Source organism: Desulfovibrio piger, assembly GCF_012843875.1.
Lineage (GTDB): Bacteria > Desulfobacterota > Desulfovibrionia > Desulfovibrionales > Desulfovibrionaceae > Desulfovibrio.
Genome location: NZ_JABAFY010000048.1, coordinates 1 through 18,165 on the forward strand (window position 1 = coordinate 1; position 18,165 = coordinate 18,165).

The following is an 18,165-nucleotide window of genomic DNA, read 5'->3' on the forward strand; positions in this document are numbered from 1 at the left end:
TGTGCATCTTTTCTTGCCGCCGTTCAAATCAGATGCATATCTTTGTGGGCAAACATAATTTGACGACACTATCTAGGAACGGGCCGCGTCCTTCCCCTTTTTCCGGCCGCCCGGCTTCAGCTCGCTGACCAGCACCCCTGCCAGGATCATGGCCCCGCCCAGCAGCGCCAGCCCCGGCAGGCGTTCCCCGGCCATGCGGCCGAAGATGCCCGCCCAGACCGGTTCACAGGAATAGATGAGCGTGGCACGGGTGGGCGAGACCTTTTTCTGCGCCCAGTTGATGGCGTACTGGATGCCCGCCGTGGAAACGCCCAGGGCAAAGGCGCTGCCCAGCACCAGCCAGGAAGGCGGCGGCACGCTTTCGCCCACCAGGGGCATGGTGGCAAAACTGAGCAAAGAGGCCATGAGCACCTGCACGATGGTGACGCGCCGGGCATTGACGCTGCGGGCCACCAGACCGATGAGGATGATCTCCATGGCGATGGCCAGCGCGCTGATGGCCGTCAGCATCTCGCCCCAGCCAAAGCCCGCGCTGCTGTCATCGGGCCCGGACAGCAGCAGGACGCCGGGAAAGGCCAGCGCGATGCCCACCCAGGCCATCAAATGCGGCGGGCGCTTCATGACCAGCCATTGCAGCAGGGGCACCAGCGGCACATAGAAGGCCGTGATGAAGGCCGACTTGCTGGCCGTGATGGTCTGAAGGCCACAGGTCTGCAGGGCATAACCGCCAAAGATGCACAGGCCTATGCTCATGCCAGCCCAGACTTCCCGCCAGGTGAAGTCCTTGAGCAGCGGCAGGGAGAACAGGATCAGGGCCAGGGCGGCAAAAGCGAAACGCACGCCCACGAAAAAGAAGGGCCCCGTGGCTTCCAGGGCACTGCGGATGATGATGAAGGTGGCGCCCCAGATCATGGTGATCAGGACCAGCGAACCTTCCTCCAGGGGGATGCGCGCCCGCAGACGCGCCAACAAGCCCGACATACGATCTTCCTCGTCCTTGCTCAGGATCAGCGCAGCTGGCTGTCCTTGCTGCCTTTGCGGTTGTACAGATGCACGGCGTGCTGCTCTTTGTCGGCTTCCTGCTGGCATTCCAGGCACAGCCGCACACCGGGCAGGGCCCGCCGCACCTCGTCAGCGATGGAATCCTGGATCTGATCCTGCACGGCATTATCGCCCGCCCAACCTGCCGCCATGGTGTACCTCCCCGATATGTTCCGCAGTGATCCTGCCGCGCTCCCGTCTTGCGGCAACGGGGACAGACTATAGTCATGCTCCCCGCTCCAAGGCAAGAAGGCGTTATCCTATGCAGGGGCATCGTATTGACCCCGCCTTCCTTTCTTCTTACACTGGGACATTATTGTGAACACGCCGCCTTTGGGCGGCAATGGCTGGAGGTCACCATGCATATCCGTTTCTGTTGACGCATGCGCCGGACTCCCGTGGGGAGATCTGTGCGTTCAGGCATGTGTGCCGGAAACGGATGGTCCTGGCGGCTCCCAGACAGCGCAAGACCTTTCCGGGCGATGCCTCCGAGGTAGGATGCTGCCCAGCATCGCCCGCCCGCCGCTTTCCTACACCTTTCCTGGATAATGTGTCCCGATATGCTTTCGGGGCGTGCTGCCGTGGTCCCGGACCATGCACACGCGCCCGTCCTCTGCCGGTGTTCCCGGTTCGAGGCGACGCGCCCGGCGCGTTTCCCGCTGTTCCCGCAACAGCCCACATTTTCCGTACGAGAGGTCATCATGAAAACCTGCCGTTTCCTGCTGCCCGCCCTGATGGCGGGCCTGATCTTTGCCATGACGTCCCACGCCGCCCCGCTGGACAGCTTCAAGGGCCTTTCCGGCACGCTTGATATCGCCGGCGGCACGGCCCACATCCCGGTCATGAAAGGCGCCGCCAAAAACATCATGACCGCCAATCCCGACATCCGCATCACCGTGGCCGGCGGCGGCTCCGGCGTGGGGGTGCAGCAGGTGGGCGAAGGCCTGGTGCAGATCGGCAATACCGGCCGCGCCCTCAAGGAAAAGGAAATCGCCAAGTACGGTCTGCAGAGCTTCCCCTTTGCCATCGACGGTGTGGCCCTGGTGGTCAACCCCGCCAACAAGGTGCGGGCCATCACGGCCCAGCAGGCCCAGGACATCTTTGCCGGCAAGATCACCAACTGGAAGGCCCTGGGCGGCGCTGACGCCCCCATCACGGTCTACACCCGCGAAGACGGCAGCGGCACCCGTGAAGTCTTTGTGGAAAAGGCCCTGAAAAAAGGCCCCATCGTGGCTTCCGCCAATGTGGTGAACTCCAACGGCGCCATGAAGACGGCCATCGGCCAGGACAAGCTGGGCATCGGTTATGTGGGCATCGGCCATGTGGACAAGAGCGTGGCTGCCCTGACCTTCGACAAGATGGTCCCCTCGCAGGAAAACGCCGCCTCCGGCGCCTACACCCTGACCCGCCTGCTGTACATGAACACCAAGGGTGCGCCCTCCGGCCTGACCAAGGCCTTCATCGACTATATCTACTCGCCTGAAGGCAGCGCCATCATCGAAAAAAGCGGCTACATCCCCACCGGCCGCAAGTAATCTGTCACCACACTATGCGGGGCGGCCATGCCGCCCCGCCGGGATCCTGAACATGGCATTTCCTTTTCTGCGGCGCAGCGGGACCCTGCCCCGTCTGTGCGGCCTGCTCGTCATCCTTGCCACGGGCGCCCTGTTCGCCCTGGTGGGCTGCTTTGCCCTGCCGGTGCTCTGGAGCGCCCAGGGCAGCCTGATCTTCTCCTGGGCGTGGCGTCCCCCCGCGGACTTCGGCATCCTGCCCATGCTGGCGGGCTCCCTCATCCTGTCCTTTTCCGCCCTGCTGCTGGCCTGGCCCCTGTCCCTGGGGCTGGCCTGCGCCCTGCAGGATCCCCGCCCGGCGTTCTGGCAAAAATGGCTCACGGGCCTCATCCGCTTCATGACCGCCATCCCCACGGTGGTCTACGGCTTTGCCGCCGTATTCCTGCTCACGCCTCTGGTCAGGGAAGCCGCCGGACAGGGCTCCGGCCTGTGCTGGCTCTCCGCCGCCTGTGTCCTGGCCCTGCTCATCAGCCCCACCATGGTGCTGGTCATGGATGTGGCCCTGCGCGAACAGATGCGCCGCCTGCTCCTGCCCGCTCTTTCCCTGGGCATGAGCAGGCATACCGTCCTTGCCTGCCTTGCCCTGCCCGCCGTTCGCCGCTGGCTGCTGACCGCCGGCCTGCTGGGCTTCGGCCGGGCCATCGGGGACACCCTCATCCCGCTCATGCTCAGCGGCAATGCGCCCAACGTCCCGCAAAACCTGTTCGCCGGGCTGCGGACCCTGACCGCCCACATGGGGCTGGTCACGGCCACGGACGTGGGCGGCCCGGCCTACAATTCCCTGTTCGTGGCCGGGGGGCTTTTGCTCTGCATCAGTACCGGCGTCAGCCTGGTGTTGCGGCGTCTGGAAAAAAAGCAGGACGTGCTCCTGCCGCCCGTGCCCGCCCTCTGGCGCCGCCATGCTCCCGCGGGCCTGCACCTGCTGGCGCGCGGTGCCGGTCTTTTGTGCAGCGCCTGTGTCCTCGCGCTGCTGGGCTTTTTGCTCTGGCGGGGGCTGCCGGTGCTTGATGCCGCGCTTCTGGTGGGTGACGCGCCGTTCTGGCCCGCCCTGCTGGGACGCTTCCCCATCTGGGACGGCATCTGGCCCGCCTGTCTGGGGACCCTCTGCCTGCTGGGCATCACCATGACCCTGGTCCTCGTGCCCGGCATCGGCTGCGGCATCTACCTGGCGGAATACGCCCCGCCCCGTATGCAGCGCCTGCTCAACAGCCTGATGGACATCCTGTCCGGCGTCCCGTCCATCGTCATGGGCATCTTCGGCTTCACCCTCATCCTGTTCCTGCATCGTCTGGGCTTTGCCGGGGCCAGCTCCGGCCTGCTGCTGGCCGGAGGCTGCCTGGCCCTGCTGGTCCTGCCCGCGCTGGTGGTGACCACGCGCACCGCCCTGGAGAGCCTGCCCGCCTCCCTGCGCCTGAGCGGGGCCGCCCTGGGCCTGCGTCACGGCCAGGTCGTGCGGCACCTGCTGCTGCCGCAGGCCAGCCGCGGCATCCTGAGCGGCGTCATGCTGGCCCTGGGCCGCTCCGCCGAGGATACGGCCGTCATCCTGCTTACCGGCGTAGTGGCCAACGCGGGGCTCCCCGCCGGTCTGGGCCTGCGTTTCGAAGCCCTGCCCTTTTTCATCTATTACACGGCTGCCCAATACCAGACACCGGAAGAGCTGCAGCGGGGCTTCGGCGCCGCCCTGACCCTGCTGGCCCTTTCCGGCGGCCTGCTCCTGCTGGCCTGGTGGCTGCATGAACGTTTCCGCCGGGAACGGCAGCCGGGCATGACGCCCCTGACGTTTTCGGGAGGACCGCAATGACCCCTCTTGTCCGCATCCATGATCTGTGCCTGCACCTCAACGGCCGCGCCATCCTGCACCATGTGGATCTTGAACTGCCGCGCCACGGCATCAGCGTTCTGCTGGGGCGTTCCGGTTCCGGCAAGACCAGTTTCCTGCGCTGCCTGAACCGCCTGCACGACTGCACCAAGGACAGCCGCATGCAGGGGCAGGTGGAACTTTTACTGGACGGGGAGATGCGGGACATCAGCCGCCTGCGGGGCGAGGAGGCCCTCTCCCGTCTGCGCCGTCAGGTGGGCATGGTCTTCCAGACCCCCAACGTGCTGCCGGCCAGCATCGGACAAAACCTGCTGCTGCCCCTGCAACTGGCTGCCGGGCTGGATATGGACGAGGCCCGCTCACGGGCCCGGCGCAGTCTGGAAGACGTGGGCCTGTGGCCGGAAGTCCATGACAGGCTGGGCGACCCTGCCGGCTCCCTTTCCGGCGGCCAGCAGCAACGCCTCTGTCTGGCCCGCACGCTGGCCCTGGAGCCGCAGATCCTCTTGCTGGACGAGCCTACGGCATCCCTCGACCCGGCCAGTACCCGCCACATCGAGGATCTGCTCCTGCAGCTTTCGGAACGTTACGCCATCATCCTCGTCTCGCACGGGATCGCCCAGGCACGCCGTCTGGCGACCCGACTCCTGCTTTTTGAGGACGGCCATGCCCGCGGCCCCTTCCCGCCGGAAGAGCTGGCCCGCATCTTCCCCCATGAGGATGCGGCGGGACAGGCCTGAGACGAGGGGCTCGCAGTCAACACCACGTCCGGCGGGCCGGTGTTTTTCCGCTGGCAGGGCGGCAGGCATCATGCTATCCAGAAAGAAGGAACCCCTGTCCGTGACGGGCAGATCGTCTAACCCCTTGCAAGGATCCGTCATGTCTGCTGCCATCCGCAATCCCCTGCCGCTGTGGGGATTGTACTTCCTGCTGCTTGTGGCCATGTTCGCCACGCCCCTGTCCAACCTGAGTTTCCTGCTCTGGATCATCGCCCCCCTGCTGGCCTTGACGATCCGCAACAGCGCCCGCAAGGAAGGCTTGGAGGACGATGCCCAGCACGCCTCCTGGATCATGGGCTCGGCCGGGCTCTTCCTCCTGCTGGTCTTCCTGCTCATCGGCGGCATGGCCACCGCCAGCTCGACCCTGATCGGAGCGGAGTCCCAGCAGCGCATCAACGAGATCAGCACCGCCATGAGCCGGCAGCAGATGCCCTGGAAGGACGCCTTCGTCCAGCTGCTGGAAGTCCAGGGCGTCAAAGGCATGATCCTGATTTGTGCCGGCGGTCTCCTGCTGAGCGTGCTCTGGCCCCTGCAGCGCATCCTCCAGGGCATGGTGGCCCTGAAGATGCAGGTGGCCCCGCGCCGTATCTCCACCGGCGGCAAGCTGCTGACCCTGCTGCTGGCCGTCCTGCTGGCCGGGGTCTCGTGCCTCGCCGCCCTCGGCGCGACCCTGTAAACAGGCCCCGTCAAAAAACATCCGGGTGCAAAAAGTGCCCTGCCTGCCGGTGCCCCGTGGCACAGGCGGACAGTTCCTGAGCCTCGGCATACCACCAAGGGGGGTGTCGCATGATCCGTCCCCGCTTCCGTCATACCGGCAGGCCTTGCTGCCTGATTCTGCTCTGTTTGCTGCTCCTGCCCTGGCTGGGCGCCTGCGCCCCGCAGTACGGCGTGAGCGTGGATTCCCTGCGCGGCCCCCAGGCCGACAGCGCCGGCACCGTCTATGTGCCCCGCCCCGGCGTGGAAGGCATGGCCGAGGACGACCTGCTGTTCCGGGATGTGGCCGCACAGCTGGAGCCCTGCTTCACGGCCCGGGGCTACACCCTGAAACTGGACGGACAGCCGCAGGACAAAAGCGACAACCTGGTCTTCATCAGCTTCGGCATCAGCGAGCCCGACGTGCGCATCTACACCACGGTCAGCTATGTGCCCTACACCTGGGGCCGGGGGCATTTTCGCCATACCCGCTGGGTGCGCGAGGAAGAGACGCGGACCAAGGTCTTTTTCCATGCCGGGCTGCTGCTGGAAGGCTGCACCCGGGCACCGGACGGCGGCCGCGGCAAGAACCTCTGGCGGACAGAGATCCGCTGTACGGGACGGGATGATGACTTCCGCACCCTGCTGCAGGCCATGCTGCCCGTTTTGCAGCAGCACCTGGGCAAGGATACCGGCGGGCGACGCTATTTCGTCGTGACGCTGGATGAGGATGAAGCGCCTGTGGTGGAAGAAAAGGAAGTCACGGCCAACTGAGATGCGGCCGGTCCACCGATATGAAAGAGCCCTGCCGGTATCCGGCAGGGCTCTTCTTCATCAAGGCTGCGTCATGTTTTCTCCTGTCCAGCCGCCGCCAAGGGCCCTGACGAGAGAAACTGCATCCTTGGCCATGGCCGCCCGATGCGAGGCGTATTCCGTCTCGGCGCTCAGGCTGGATGCCTGGGCCGTCAGGACATCCAGATAGTCGCCCTTGCCCCCCGCGTATAGATCGCGGGAAAGCCGCAGGGCCTGTCTCTGATGGTCCCGGGCCGCACGCAGGCCGTCTTCCCGGCGTGATTCCTTTTCATAGGCCGACCAGGACGTCTCCACGTCATGCAGGGCCTCTAGGACCGTTTCCCGGTACACAAGAGCGGCCTCTGCCGCGGCTGCCCGGGCCTGATCCACCATGGCCTTGTTCCGGCCGAACGAGAAGATGTTCCAACTTGCCATGGGCCCCACGCCCAGGCTCTTCATGGCGTCGCTCCAGGAGACGAAGTCCGAGGAAGTGACGGCCCCGCTACCCACAAGGGAAAAGCTGGGAAAGAGCGCTGCCTGGGCCACCCCGATGCGTGCCGTGGCCGCATGGTGCTCGGCTTCGGCCTTGCGGACGTCCGGCCTGCGGCGCAGCAGATCGGAAGGCACGGCCGAAGGCAGACTGCGCAATTCCGGTATGGGCCCGGCGGGGGACAGCCGGGCATCGAACATGCCGGGATTGCGGCCGGCAAGGGCCTCCAGACCGCGGATGGCCGCCACGACCTCCGCTTCCGCCGACGGCACGGACGCCTGCGTGGTCTCCATCTGGGCCCGGGCGGCATGCAGGTCGAGCATGGCCACGGTACCGGCATCGGCACGGGCCTGGATGACGCGTACCGTATCCCGCTGCACGGCCACGTTCTCCAGTGCGATGCGGAGTTTTTCCTGTGCCAGCCGCAGATCCACATAGCCATTGGCCACTTCCACCGCCAGGGAGGCGCGTGCGTCGGCAAGGCTTATGCCCGCGGCCTCCAGATCGGCCCCGGCAGCTTCCAGGCTGCGCCGCAGCCCGCCGAACACGTCCACGGCCAAGGCCAGCTGCACGGAGGCGTCCAGTTTGGTGGCTGTCCCGTCGGGCGCATAGTTCCGGGAGCGGGCAAGCTCGCCCGTCCCTGTGGTATCCGGCAGGAATTCCGCACGGGCCTCCATGCGTGCCGCCCGCGACTGGGCCACCCGCTGCACGGCCTGCCGGACGGAAAGGCTCCCCTCCTGGGCTTCGAGCACCAGGGCCGTCAGCAGCGGATCATGAAACTCCTCCCACCAGGACGGGCGCAGGGGGGCACCCGTACCGGCAAGCGTGCCGGGCAGGAAGTTTTCCGGTACGTCCGCGTCCGCCCGCTTGAAGTCAGGCCCCAGGGTGCAGCCGCCCAGACCGGACAGGCACACGGCCAGCAGCAGGCACAGGGCCGCGCGACCGCCGCGGAACTTTCTCGAAGCCTTTTCGCGCAGGCGCTGGAAAACGGCATACAGGGCCGGTGTGAACACAATGCCCACACATGTGGCCGCCAGCATGCCGGCAAAGGTCGTGATGCCGATGGCCTGACGGCTGGCGGCACCCGCACCGTCCGCGAACACCAGGGGCAGAACGCCGAAGAGGAAGCTCCAGGCCGTCATCATCACGGCGCGGAAACGCAGGTTAGCCCCCGAAAGGGCCGCCTCCTCGATGCCTTTGCCGCCCTCGCGCTCCTGCTTGGAGAATTCCACCATCAGGATGGCGTTCTTGGCCGCAAGGCCGATGAGCATGACCAGGCCCAGCTGGGCATAGATGCTCATGGATTCCCCGCAGACGGTCAGCCCCAGCAGGGCCCCCAGCACGGCAAAGCTGACGGTCAGCATCACCGGCACGGGGATCGTCCAGCTCTCGTACTGCGCCACCAGGAAAAGATAGGCGAACAGCAGGACCAGCCCCATGAGGAACACGACCTGCCCGGTGTTCTGCTTTTCCTGATAGCTGAGGCCCGTCCATTCGATATGGTAGCCCGCGGGCAGCTTGATGCCCTCGATGGCCGCATACAGGTCGCCGGAGCTGACACCGGGGGCGCTCTGGGCGTTGATCTCCGCCGCGACCATCTTGTTGAAGCGCGTGATCTGGCGCGGCCCCACTTCATACTGGAGCGTGCCCAGAGCGCTCAGGGGCACCATGTCGCCGTTGCTGTTGGGGATGAGCAATTCTTCCACATGGTGCAGCGACGAGCGGGAGTCGGCCCCGGCCTGGAGCTTGACCTCGAAATTGTTGCCGCTCAGGGTGAAGTCGTTGATATAGTAGGACGCCAGCATATCCTGGAGCGTGGAAAACACGGTCCCGGCCTGTACGCCCAGCAGTTCGGCCTTTTCGCGGTCCAGGCGCAGGCGGAGCTGCGGCGTGGCCGCATCATAGGCCGTCATGGCGAATATGGTCTCGGGGCGTGCCGACAGATCACCGACAAAGGCGTCCGTGACGGTGGCCAGCGCGGAAGCATCGATGTCCCCGATGCCGCAGATGTCGAACGAGGCACCGCCCGTGGCTCCCAGGCCCATGATGGCCGGCGGCGTGAAGGCCACGATGCTGGCGGCGGCGATGTCATGCGTCCGTCCCTGGATCTGTCCCATGATGGCCGAAAGGCGGGTCTGCGGCGTGCTGCGCTCCTCCCAGGGATCCAGCTCCACGATGCACATGGCCGCGTTCTCCCCGCTGCCGCTGAGCATGCTCATGCCCGAGACCTGCATGACGGAACGGATGCCGGGGATGGCCGCCAGACGCTCGCGCACCGTGGCCAGCACCGCATCGGTACGTTCCTGGACAGCATCGCCGGGCAATTCCACATTGCAGAAGATGACGCCCTTGTCTTCCATGGGCAGGAACGACGGCGGGATATGCCCACACAAGAGCCATACGCCGAGGAAGCTCCCGCCCAGTATGCCCAGCGTCAGTCCGCCGCGCCGCACAAGGCGCCCCGTCATGCCCAGGTAGCGGCCGCGCAGGGCGTCCAGGAACCTGTTGACGGGCAGGAAGATGGGGGCACACTGCCCGCCCGACCTGCGCAGGACCAGGGCGCACAGAGCCGGGCTGAGCGTCAGCGCCACCACGGTGGAAAGGCAAAGGGCCACGCACATGCTCACCACGAACTGGCGGTAGATGGCCCCCACCATGCCGCCGTAAAAGGCCAGAGGAGCATAGCAGGCCACCGTGACCAGGGTCGTGGCGATGACGGCCCCGGTGATCTGCCGCATGCTTTTTATGGCTGCCTCACGGGCGGGCAGGCCTTCGCGTTCCATGATGCCCTGCGTGTTCTCCACCACCACGATGGCATCGTCCACCAGGGAACCGATGACGAGGATCAGGCCGAACATGGTCAGGGTGTTGATGCTGTATCCCAGGGCGTACATGACGCTGAAGGTCCCCACCAGCGACACGGGGATGGCCACCGCCGGGATGAGCGTGGCCCGCCAGTCCTGGATGAACAGCCACGTCACCAGAACGACCAGGATCAGGGCCACCACCAGGGTGGAGACCATCTCCCGCATGGAGGCGACGATGAACTTGGTCGGGTCATAGGCGATGGAATAGCTCACACCGGGCGGGAAGCGCTGCTCCCAGGTGGCCAGCTCGGCCTTGATGCGGTTCATGGTCGCCAGCGCATTGGCATCAGGGCTCCGGTACAGGGACAGGCCCACGCTTTCCTTGCCGTTGAAGGTGGAACGTCCTGAATAGCTGCTGGAGCCCAGCTCCACAGTGGCCACGTCCCGCAGGCGTACTATCCGGCCGCTGTCGGCATCGGAGCGGACCACGATCTCGCCGAATTCTTCCGCCGTCTTGAGGCGCCCCTGCACATTGAGCTTGTAGGAAACGTAACGGTTGCTGCCTTCGGCCCCCAGCGTGCCCGCGGCCGCCTGCACGTTCTGCGCCTCCACGGCGCTCCTGATCTCGCTGGACGAGATGCCGAGCCCGGACATGCGCAAGGGGTCCATCCAGATGCGCATGGCGTATTCCTGCTGCGACATCATGTCCGACGAGGAGACCCCCTCCAGACGGGCCAGGGCATCCTTGACGTTGTTGTTCACATAGTTGACCAGCTCGTTCAGGCTCAGGGAGGTGCCGTCGGTCTGGAAGGCCAGCATGGCCAGAATATCGTTGCCGCGCTTCTCCACCGTGATGCCGACCTTGGTCACCTCGCTGGGCAGCTGGGCCTCCGCCCGTTTGACGGCATTTTGCAGGTTGACGAGGGCGATGTCGGAATCCGTGCCGGAGCGGAAGGTCACGGAGCAGGAATAGGAGCCGGAATTGCTGCTGGTGGAAGAAAAGTACAGCAGGTCCTCCACGCCGTTGATCTCGTTCTCCAAAGGCATGGCCACGGTCTGGGCCACCACGTCGGCACTGGCCCCGGAATAGGTCGCCGAAACGAAGAGCGTGGGGGGCGCGATCTCGGGATATTCCGCCACCGGCAGGTTGGCCAGGGAGATGCCGCCGGCCAGCAGCAGGATCAGGCTCACCACAGCGGCAAGGCGGGGACGTTCGATGAAGATGCGCGAAAACATGCTAGTCCCGCACTCCGGCATCCGCGCCCTTGCGGGCATAGTCCACCTTCATCCCGTCAGCCACCTTGTGCGTGCCGTCCGTGACGACCCGCTCATGGGCGGTCAGCCCCGAGCGGACCGTCTGGGATTCGCCCACCAGATTCCCCAGCGTCACGCGGCGCAGGCTCACCCGGTCGTCCTCCTGCACCACATAGACGAACGCTCCCTGCGCGTCATGCTGCACGGCCGACGGGGGCACGGCAGGCACAAGGCTGTCCGTCTGCCGGTACAGGGTCACCACCACCGTGCTCTCAGGCACGAGACGGCTCTGGGGATTGGCCAGCTCGGCGTAGACCTGGATCGTGTCCGTCCTGCCCTCCGCCGTGTTGTCCACGATGGTCACCCGGCCTTCGGTCCCGTAGTCCGTACCGTCGGCAAGCCGGACCCGCACCCGCCTCAGCGAGCGCAGTTCCTCTTCGGAACCGAAAACAGCCTGCATGTCGCGTACGCTCAGGCCAAAGCGCACACGCACAGGATCCGTCCTGACCAGCGTCACCAGCGTGCCGGACGAGGTGGTCACATAATTCCCGGCCGTGAAGGCCGTGACCCCGATACGCCCGGCCATGGGCGCCACTATCCGGGTGTTGCACAGGTCATCCTGGGCCGTCACAAGGTCGGCCTCCGCCGCCAGCAGTTCACCATAGGCCACCTGCTCCGTCCGTTCGGCGCTTTCCAGCACATCACGGCTTGACGGCCTGCTTTTTGAACAGGCTGCGATTGCGGGCCAGGTCGGCCCGGGCATAGGCGTGCTCCGCCTTGTACTGCACGACCTTGCCCCGGGCATTCTTCACCGCGGCCTCGTAGCGCACCGGATCGATGCGGTAGAGCATCTGGCCGGCCTGGACCGTATCGCCATCGCGAAAACCCACTTCCAGGATCTCGCCCGCCACTCGCGGCACCAGCGATACCGTGGCAGGCGAGACCACCCGACCGGTATAGCGGCGGCTCTGGGTGTCCTGTACGGCAAGGACTTCCCCCACTTCCACCACAGGCGCCGGTACCGGCATGCCCGGCCCCGGCATGGCCGCCCGGACAAAGGGGACGGCACACAGGAACAGCAGCAGGGACAACAGGAGGGATCTTCTCATTTGCCCGCTCCCTGCGCCTGCGCTGCCCGCAGTTTTTTGCCTTCCTCCAGGGCGATGGCAAGGACACGCTCGAAGGTCGCCCTGTCTTCCGCCGACACATCACGCAGCAGATGGTCCAGGATGCCGTTGATCTTGTCGTGATGATAGCGGTAGCGCTCCATGCCTTTGTCCGTCATACGGATGGAGACCGCCCGCCGGTCCTTTTCCGATGGTTCCCGCACCACCAGCCCCTCCAAGACCAGCCCCTGCACCGTCTGCGAGATGCAGCCCGGCGAAAGGTAGAGCAACTGGGCCAGCTCCTTGACCATGAGCCCTCTGGGGGCACAGGCCACCAGGGCCTCGATGATCCGCCCCGGTGCCGTGGGCAGTGTGCCTTCCGGCATATCCGGCCCCTGGGTGGGGTGTTTTCCCAAAGAGAGCAGGATCTCCGAAAGATCCGGTATCTGCGTCCATTCCATGTGAGCCCTCTTAATTATTTATTTAAAAAATAGTTTAGTTACTAAATTTTTCTTTATGTCGCCCACCTCTCCTTGTCAACCGCTCCGCACGCAAAGCCCTCCCGGAAGGGCCCGAAACGCCAGCAGGGAGGCCTGCCCGTACGGCAAAGCCTCCCTGCTGTCTTGGTCCCCTGCGGACCGGTCTGGACGACCGTATGGTCTATTCCGGCAGGCTTTCTGCCAGATCCTTGATCCAGCGGATGGTCTGACGGCTCATCTTTCGATGCATGTCCTCATCATTGCTCACATGCAGGGCCCGGGCCAGGCAACCGGCCACACAGACGGGCTCCAGCCCGGCCTTGCGCCGGTCATGGCACAGATCACACTTGCAGGCCTTGCCGGTAACGGCATCCAGATGGGGCACATGGTAGGGACAGGCCGTCACGCAGGCACCGCAGCCCGTACAACGGTCGGCATCGATATGGACGATGTTTTCCTCATCCAGCCACATGGCATCATGCGTACAGGCTCGAAGACAGGCGGGCCGCGCACAGTGCACACAGGTCACGAAGCCCATGGGCAGGCTGACCTTGCCCTCTTTCAGAGCGGGCGTGCCGCCCAGCTGCCGGCACAGGGGCAGGGAGATCCCGTGCCACTGACGGCAGTGGATCTCGCAGGCCTTGCAATTGACACAGCGTTTTTCGTCAAAAACGATGCAGGTGGAACTGCTCATCAGTTTTCCTCCCGGGCATGATCATTGCGGACGGGGCGCAGGGTCACAAAGTGCTCCTGCAGGGCAAGGCCGTGGACCATGGCATCTTCCTTGTCCAGTCCGCCATGCATGAACTCCTGGTCTGCCAGTCCCTTGCCGCGGGCCCTGCTCTCCACCGGCAGGCGATGCCCGAAACCATGCAGCATGAACACGGCATCGGGATGCATGCCGGGGATGGCACGCACCCGGATCTCGCCACCCTTGCCGTCAGCTCTTTCCATACGGACAGCATCTCCATCCTCCACGCCCAGCTCGCGGGCCCGTTCCGGGGCGATCCAGGCACGGTTTTCCGGCAGGCTGTCGTACAGCAAGGGATTGTTCTGGGTGTGCGAATGGGTGTGGCGCGCATTGCGTCCCACGATCAGGCGGAACTGCCCCTTCCCCGGCCGGGGCACGTCCTGCCAGGGCATGAGCGAAGGCAGACCGGCTTCCCGCCAGGGACCGAAAAGGACTTCTATCTTGCCGGAAGGCGTCGCGAAACGGGGGCCCAGATCGATGGGGGCATCTGCGAGAGAGACGGAACCGTGCCGGAAATCCTCCACGGAGACACCAGTCCCTTCCAGCTGGAAGCGCCAGACATCTTCCAGCGTCTCGCAGGCCAGATCCTCCAGCCCCAGACGGCGGGCCAGCTGTCCCAGGATCCACCAGTCCGGCCGGGTATCGAAACGGACATCCGCAGCCGGGCTGCGCATGATGAAGGCAGGCTTGCTGCCGCTCTTGACCTGGAGCAGGGATCCCCGCTCCACAAAGGACGGCATGGGCAGCACCACATCGCTGAACCAGGCCGTATCCGACCAGGAAAAGGTCAGCGAGACCATCAGCTCCAGACCGGCCAGCTGGGCCTTCTGCCGTTCAGGGTCCGGCATGGCGGACAGGGGGTCGTGCTTGAGGGTGAAGTAGGCCTTGACGGGATACGGATCCCCGCTTTCCACGGCCCGGAAGGCCTTGTGCAGCAGGCTGGCGCCGGGAGCAAAGGCCGGTTCGGCCCAGCCGACGCCGTCCGCCCGCTTTTCCCTGGGGGCGGCATACAGCGAGGTGAAGGAGCGCAGGCCCTTGCGGCCGGCATCCTTGGGACCCGCCGCCAGCAGCAGGCCGCCCTTACTGCCGAAAGCGCCCAGCAACGCGTCGATGAGGTAGGCCGTACGGCAGACCATGAACGACTGGGGATAACGTGTGCTCATCCAGCCGCCATGCCAGATGACCTGCGGCGCCGCAGCGGCCAGGGAACGCGCCAGCTCTGCGATGACATCTGCCGGGATGTCGCACCGGCTTTCGGCCCATTGCGGCGAATAGGGACGCACAAAGTCCGCCAGCGCTTCGAAATCCTGGACATAACGCTCCACGTACGCGGCATCGTAGAGTTTTTCTTCGATCAGGACATGCAGCACTGCCAGGTTGAGAGCCAGATCCGTGCCGGGACGGATGCAGAGGTTCTGCTGTGCCTTGAGCCCCGTCACCGTGGGACGAACGTCCACACAGGTCAGGCGACAGCCCTTGTCCAGCGCGTCCAGCACCTGATTGAGCTCCCCGACCTTGAGAGATTCCAGAAAATTCCGGCCCTGCACGACGATATGGCGGCAGTTCTTGAAATCATAGATCCATTTGCCGCGCCCGTGACCGGTCAGGGAATAGGAGGCCTGGTTGACGTTATGGGCACAGGCGTCATCATGAGTGCAGTAATTGGGCGAGCCCAGACCGCGCATCAGGGCCTTGCTCATGTCGGAGAACGGCCCGGGCCGCTCGGACCAGAGCACACTGCGCGGCCCGTAGGTGGTCATGATCGTTTTCAATCGTTCCGCCACATAATCCAGGGCCTCGTCCCAGCTCACGGAACGCCACAGTCCTGCGCCGCGCTCTCCGGCACGGATCAACGGCCCCTGCGGACGTTCATCATCAGCATACAGAGCCAGGGACGCGGCGCCCCGGGGGCACAGGGCCGCCCCGGAAGCGCTGTGGCTGTTGCCGCATATCCAGCGCGGCACGCCGTTCTCACAATGGATCTCCACAGGGCAGCGTGTATTGCACATGCCGCACAAGGAGTAGACGATGGATGACGCCATATATGGACTCCTGCCCGCATGGCGGGCGTGTATTAGTCGATGATCGCCCCTTGTCCGTCCTGCCCGACGGGACATACCAGACGTCCCAGCAGCAGGCGCAAGGGGATGTAGGCCAGCACGAACCAGAAGACGAAGCCCGGCTCAGGCCCCAGCAGGGGCAAAGAAAATGGAAGGGAGGGGCTGACCGTACCGAAACGGGCCTGCATCCAGGCCAGAGACAGAGGGACAGGCCATAACGACGCTACCCACAGGGCTCCGTTGAGGGAAAAATAATAGCCAAAGGCCTCATGCCCCTGGCGATTGACTGCCTTGTAAGCATCCTTGCCGCTCTCGCGCAACGCTCGCTCACTCAGCTTGTGGTAATGCCGCATCTCAGTGCGCAGTTCCTTGAGACGGGCCGCATGCATGCGCTGCCCGAGCCGCAAGGTCAGCAGGCCCAGCACCACGGCCTGGGCTGCCAGTACGCATGTCCCCACTATATAGCCCCATTCCGGCAGCTCCGGGAACCAGCGGTACGGAGCGATGCACCAGGGATCTATCCACAACAAAAAACTTTTCATGCCGCGCAAAAACAGGGCAGGGAAAGCCCCTGCCCTCCGGTAGTTACCCGAAAATACGGTAATTGAAGAAGCCGCGCAAGACGTAATCCGTACCCACATACAGGGCAAGGACGATGAAAAGGCGCTTCAGCCAGATGTCCGAGAAAAAGCGGGACGTGTAAGGCCCGATAAGCGAGCCCACGGCGATGCCCACCAGTTCCAGCCCCACCAGGGACCAGTCCACGGTCACGCCATGCAGCAGCAGGGTCGTGATACCGGTGATCATGCTCACCAGCACGGCCAGAGCGGACGTTCCTGCGGCCAGATACATAGGCAGCTGGGTGATGCTGGTCAGGAAAGGTACCAGCAGGAAACCGCCACCCACACCCAGGAAGGCGGCAATGGAAGAGATGACGATACCGCCCACGAACGGCAGCACAGGATTGAAGGAGAACTCCACGCCGCAGAAGGTGAAGACGCAGCGCCCCAGGCTGAAGCTGCGCAGACGGACACCGGTCTCCACGACCTCACCGGGATTCTTGTTTTTCACCGACGCTTCGAAAGCTTTGGCAGCTTCTTTGGCCTTGGCCTTGGAACGCTGCCCGGCGGGAGAGGTCTCCCACATCAGATAGCAGCCCAGCAGCAGGACAAAGAGACCAAAATAGCCCTGATACGAGGAAAAATTCAGTTTACCGGCCGTCAGCTTGACTGCCATGAAAGCGCCCACGATGGACCCCAGACCCAGAGCGATCCCCAGCGGCAGCACGATACGCTTCAGACGATAGTAGCTGAAGGTGCTCAGGGCCGCGGAAAGCCCGGCCAGCATCTGGTTGGACGCCCGCACAGAGTCGGTGATGGATTTGTTGAGGGGCGTCTGCCCAAAGGATTTGGCATAGGCGCCCAGGCCATGCACACTCATGTGGCCCACACCGGCCATGACGCCGCCAAAAGCTCCTACCGTGGAGAAGATCCAGCCCACCCACAGGGCCCAGCCGAAGGCCAGCAGCATGTTGGTCTGCGGCCCGCCGGGAATCCCCAGATAGCCGGGGGCCGCCTGCATGTCGATGGACTGCGGCGCCGTTTCAAGTTGTTTGGCGATGGCATTGGCAAGCGGGCTCGTTTCTGCCGCCAGCGCAAGACTGGTATAAAGTGCGATACCGACCAGGACCAGAGTGGTCCCCAGGACGATTTTTTTCATGGAGCCTCCTTAATAAATTTAATAATCAATACTTATATACTATCCATAAGAAACACTTTGTGCAAGCCCATTTCAGCATGGAGGGCACAGGTTGAAGGAGATTAGCCCGCACTCTGACTTCTCTCGGCGTAGTACAGGCTAACGCATGGAGAAAACAAAGATCCCCCTGAAAAGAACGCAGACCGCAGTCGGTAGGATGACAAATCAGCTCGTCATGGCACAAAAGGCCGTAAGCCAAGAGCACAGCCGTGCCGGCTTTTGCAGCTATCCCGCGTCAGTCTTCCGGACGCAGCGGTTACGGCTGTGACAACAGCTTTTTTTAGTCTAGCGTATCCGGGAAAAGATCCGGGATCCGCATCGGTCCACCTGAAAACGTGCCTGCTGCCCGAGGCCTCATTGGACGCCGGTTCGTTTACAGGCTGGGAAGCATGGTTTGCTGATGCGATAATGAAAACGAGCATCGCGCGCTGTCTGAGGAAGACAGGAGGGGATTCCCCCTGTTGCACGGACACAAGCGCCGACATCCCCGCAGGCCCACCGACAAAAGTTTTTGGAAGGGAGGGGCGCGGGGAGGGAGAACCTTTTTCCAAAAAGGTTTCCCTCTCCGCAAGCTTTTCTCTCTTCACATCTTCAGGCCCCTGCCTGCCGTCCCCAAAACAAAAAAATCCCCGGCGGAGCGGGGACAAAAAAAGACCCCCTCGCGCTGAGAGCTGCAAGGGGGTCTCGAACAATCTTTGGCAGCGGCCTACTTTCCCACATGACGTTATGCAGTATCATCGGCGATGGAGAGCTTAACTTCCGAGTTCG

Annotated in this window: 15 protein-coding genes; 5 read left to right on the top strand and 10 right to left on the bottom strand. The window is 64.3% G+C overall.

Annotation, left to right across the window (positions count from 1 at the left end):
• Window positions 1-72: 72 nt before the first annotated feature.
• Entirely contained in the window at window positions 73-981 is a 909-nt protein-coding gene (locus tag HF854_RS10240) for a DMT family transporter (RefSeq protein WP_168936188.1), read from the bottom strand.
• A 26-nt stretch (window positions 982-1,007) separates the two neighbouring features.
• Complete coding sequence (locus HF854_RS10245; RefSeq protein ID WP_168936189.1) at window positions 1,008-1,193, bottom strand: TraR/DksA C4-type zinc finger protein; 186 nt, start codon at window positions 1,191-1,193, stop codon at window positions 1,008-1,010.
• 549 nt (window positions 1,194-1,742) lie between these two features.
• Between HF854_RS10245 and HF854_RS10250 the strand changes: the two genes are divergently transcribed.
• The 5 genes from HF854_RS10250 to HF854_RS10270 all read left to right on the top strand — a co-directional run bounded on the left by HF854_RS10250 (window position 1,743) and on the right by HF854_RS10270 (window position 6,674).
• Window positions 1,743-2,576: a phosphate ABC transporter substrate-binding protein gene (locus tag HF854_RS10250; RefSeq protein WP_168936190.1), complete on the top strand. Its 834-nt coding sequence runs from the start codon at window positions 1,743-1,745 to the stop codon at window positions 2,574-2,576.
• A gap of 52 nt (window positions 2,577-2,628) precedes the next feature.
• Entirely contained in the window at window positions 2,629-4,413 is a 1,785-nt protein-coding gene (locus tag HF854_RS10255; protein ID WP_168936191.1) for a phosphate ABC transporter permease, read from the top strand.
• Entirely contained in the window at window positions 4,410-5,168 is a 759-nt protein-coding gene (locus HF854_RS10260; protein ID WP_168936192.1) for a phosphate ABC transporter ATP-binding protein, read from the top strand. The genes HF854_RS10255 and HF854_RS10260 overlap by 4 nt, the downstream gene beginning before the upstream one ends.
• 139 nt (window positions 5,169-5,307) lie before the next feature.
• Window positions 5,308-5,883 (top strand): hypothetical protein, encoded by a 576-nt coding sequence (locus tag HF854_RS10265; RefSeq protein ID WP_168936193.1) that lies wholly within the window; start codon window positions 5,308-5,310, stop codon window positions 5,881-5,883.
• A 110-nt stretch (window positions 5,884-5,993) separates the two neighbouring features.
• A complete protein-coding gene (locus HF854_RS10270) occupies window positions 5,994-6,674 on the top strand; it encodes a hypothetical protein (RefSeq protein WP_168936194.1) in 681 nt (226 codons plus the stop codon).
• 60 nt (window positions 6,675-6,734) lie between these two features.
• On the opposite strand, the gene HF854_RS10275 is transcribed toward HF854_RS10270, so the two are convergent.
• From HF854_RS10275 to HF854_RS10310, 8 genes are all read right to left on the bottom strand, one after another.
• Window positions 6,735-11,225, bottom strand: a complete 4,491-nt coding sequence (locus tag HF854_RS10275) for an efflux RND transporter permease subunit (protein WP_168936195.1) — start codon at window positions 11,223-11,225, stop codon at window positions 6,735-6,737.
• Between the two features lies 1 nt (window position 11,226).
• Window positions 11,227-11,943 carry an efflux RND transporter periplasmic adaptor subunit gene (locus tag HF854_RS10280; RefSeq protein WP_168936196.1) on the bottom strand — a complete coding sequence of 239 codons (717 nt, stop codon included), beginning with the start codon at window positions 11,941-11,943 and terminating at the stop codon, window positions 11,227-11,229.
• Window position 11,944: 1 nt separating this feature from the next.
• Window positions 11,945-12,352, bottom strand: a complete 408-nt coding sequence (locus HF854_RS10285; protein ID WP_168936197.1) for an efflux RND transporter periplasmic adaptor subunit — start codon at window positions 12,350-12,352, stop codon at window positions 11,945-11,947.
• On the bottom strand, window positions 12,349-12,810 hold the full coding sequence (locus HF854_RS10290) for a MarR family winged helix-turn-helix transcriptional regulator (RefSeq protein WP_168936198.1): 462 nt from the start codon (window positions 12,808-12,810) through the stop codon (window positions 12,349-12,351). Before HF854_RS10290 ends, HF854_RS10285 begins: the two co-directional genes overlap by 4 nt.
• A 199-nt stretch (window positions 12,811-13,009) precedes the next feature.
• Window positions 13,010-13,522: a 4Fe-4S dicluster domain-containing protein gene (locus HF854_RS10295; protein ID WP_168936199.1), complete on the bottom strand. Its 513-nt coding sequence runs from the start codon at window positions 13,520-13,522 to the stop codon at window positions 13,010-13,012.
• Window positions 13,522-15,621 carry a molybdopterin-dependent oxidoreductase gene (locus tag HF854_RS10300; protein ID WP_168936200.1) on the bottom strand — a complete coding sequence of 700 codons (2,100 nt, stop codon included), beginning with the start codon at window positions 15,619-15,621 and terminating at the stop codon, window positions 13,522-13,524. Before HF854_RS10300 ends, HF854_RS10295 begins: the two co-directional genes overlap by 1 nt.
• A 32-nt stretch (window positions 15,622-15,653) precedes the next feature.
• The gene (locus HF854_RS10305) at window positions 15,654-16,181 is read right to left on the bottom strand and encodes a hypothetical protein (protein WP_168936201.1); all 528 of its coding nucleotides are present in this window, start codon (window positions 16,179-16,181) and stop codon (window positions 15,654-15,656) included.
• Window positions 16,182-16,224: 43 nt separating this feature from the next.
• On the bottom strand, window positions 16,225-17,358 hold the full coding sequence (locus tag HF854_RS10310; RefSeq protein ID WP_168936202.1) for a sulfite exporter TauE/SafE family protein: 1,134 nt from the start codon (window positions 17,356-17,358) through the stop codon (window positions 16,225-16,227).
• Window positions 17,359-18,165: the final 807 nt, after the last annotated feature.

Bases quoted from the DNA above. Each gene is read 5' to 3' on its own strand.
- HF854_RS10240 (WP_168936188.1), bottom strand. From the start codon at position 981: ATGTCGGGCTTGTTGGCGCGTCTGCGGGCGCGCATCCCCCTGGAGGAA.
- HF854_RS10245 (WP_168936189.1), bottom strand. From the start codon at position 1,193: ATGGCGGCAGGTTGGGCGGGCGATAATGCCGTGCAGGATCAGATCCAG.
- HF854_RS10250 (WP_168936190.1), top strand. From the start codon at position 1,743: ATGAAAACCTGCCGTTTCCTGCTGCCCGCCCTGATGGCGGGCCTGATC.
- HF854_RS10255 (WP_168936191.1), top strand. From the start codon at position 2,629: ATGGCATTTCCTTTTCTGCGGCGCAGCGGGACCCTGCCCCGTCTGTGC.
- HF854_RS10260 (WP_168936192.1), top strand. From the start codon at position 4,410: ATGACCCCTCTTGTCCGCATCCATGATCTGTGCCTGCACCTCAACGGC.
- HF854_RS10265 (WP_168936193.1), top strand. From the start codon at position 5,308: ATGTCTGCTGCCATCCGCAATCCCCTGCCGCTGTGGGGATTGTACTTC.
- HF854_RS10270 (WP_168936194.1), top strand. From the start codon at position 5,994: ATGATCCGTCCCCGCTTCCGTCATACCGGCAGGCCTTGCTGCCTGATT.
- HF854_RS10275 (WP_168936195.1), bottom strand. From the start codon at position 11,225: ATGTTTTCGCGCATCTTCATCGAACGTCCCCGCCTTGCCGCTGTGGTG.
- HF854_RS10285 (WP_168936197.1), bottom strand. From the start codon at position 12,352: ATGAGAAGATCCCTCCTGTTGTCCCTGCTGCTGTTCCTGTGTGCCGTC.
- HF854_RS10290 (WP_168936198.1), bottom strand. From the start codon at position 12,810: ATGGAATGGACGCAGATACCGGATCTTTCGGAGATCCTGCTCTCTTTG.
- HF854_RS10295 (WP_168936199.1), bottom strand. From the start codon at position 13,522: ATGAGCAGTTCCACCTGCATCGTTTTTGACGAAAAACGCTGTGTCAAT.
- HF854_RS10300 (WP_168936200.1), bottom strand. From the start codon at position 15,621: ATGGCGTCATCCATCGTCTACTCCTTGTGCGGCATGTGCAATACACGC.
- HF854_RS10305 (WP_168936201.1), bottom strand. From the start codon at position 16,181: ATGAAAAGTTTTTTGTTGTGGATAGATCCCTGGTGCATCGCTCCGTAC.
- HF854_RS10310 (WP_168936202.1), bottom strand. From the start codon at position 17,358: ATGAAAAAAATCGTCCTGGGGACCACTCTGGTCCTGGTCGGTATCGCA.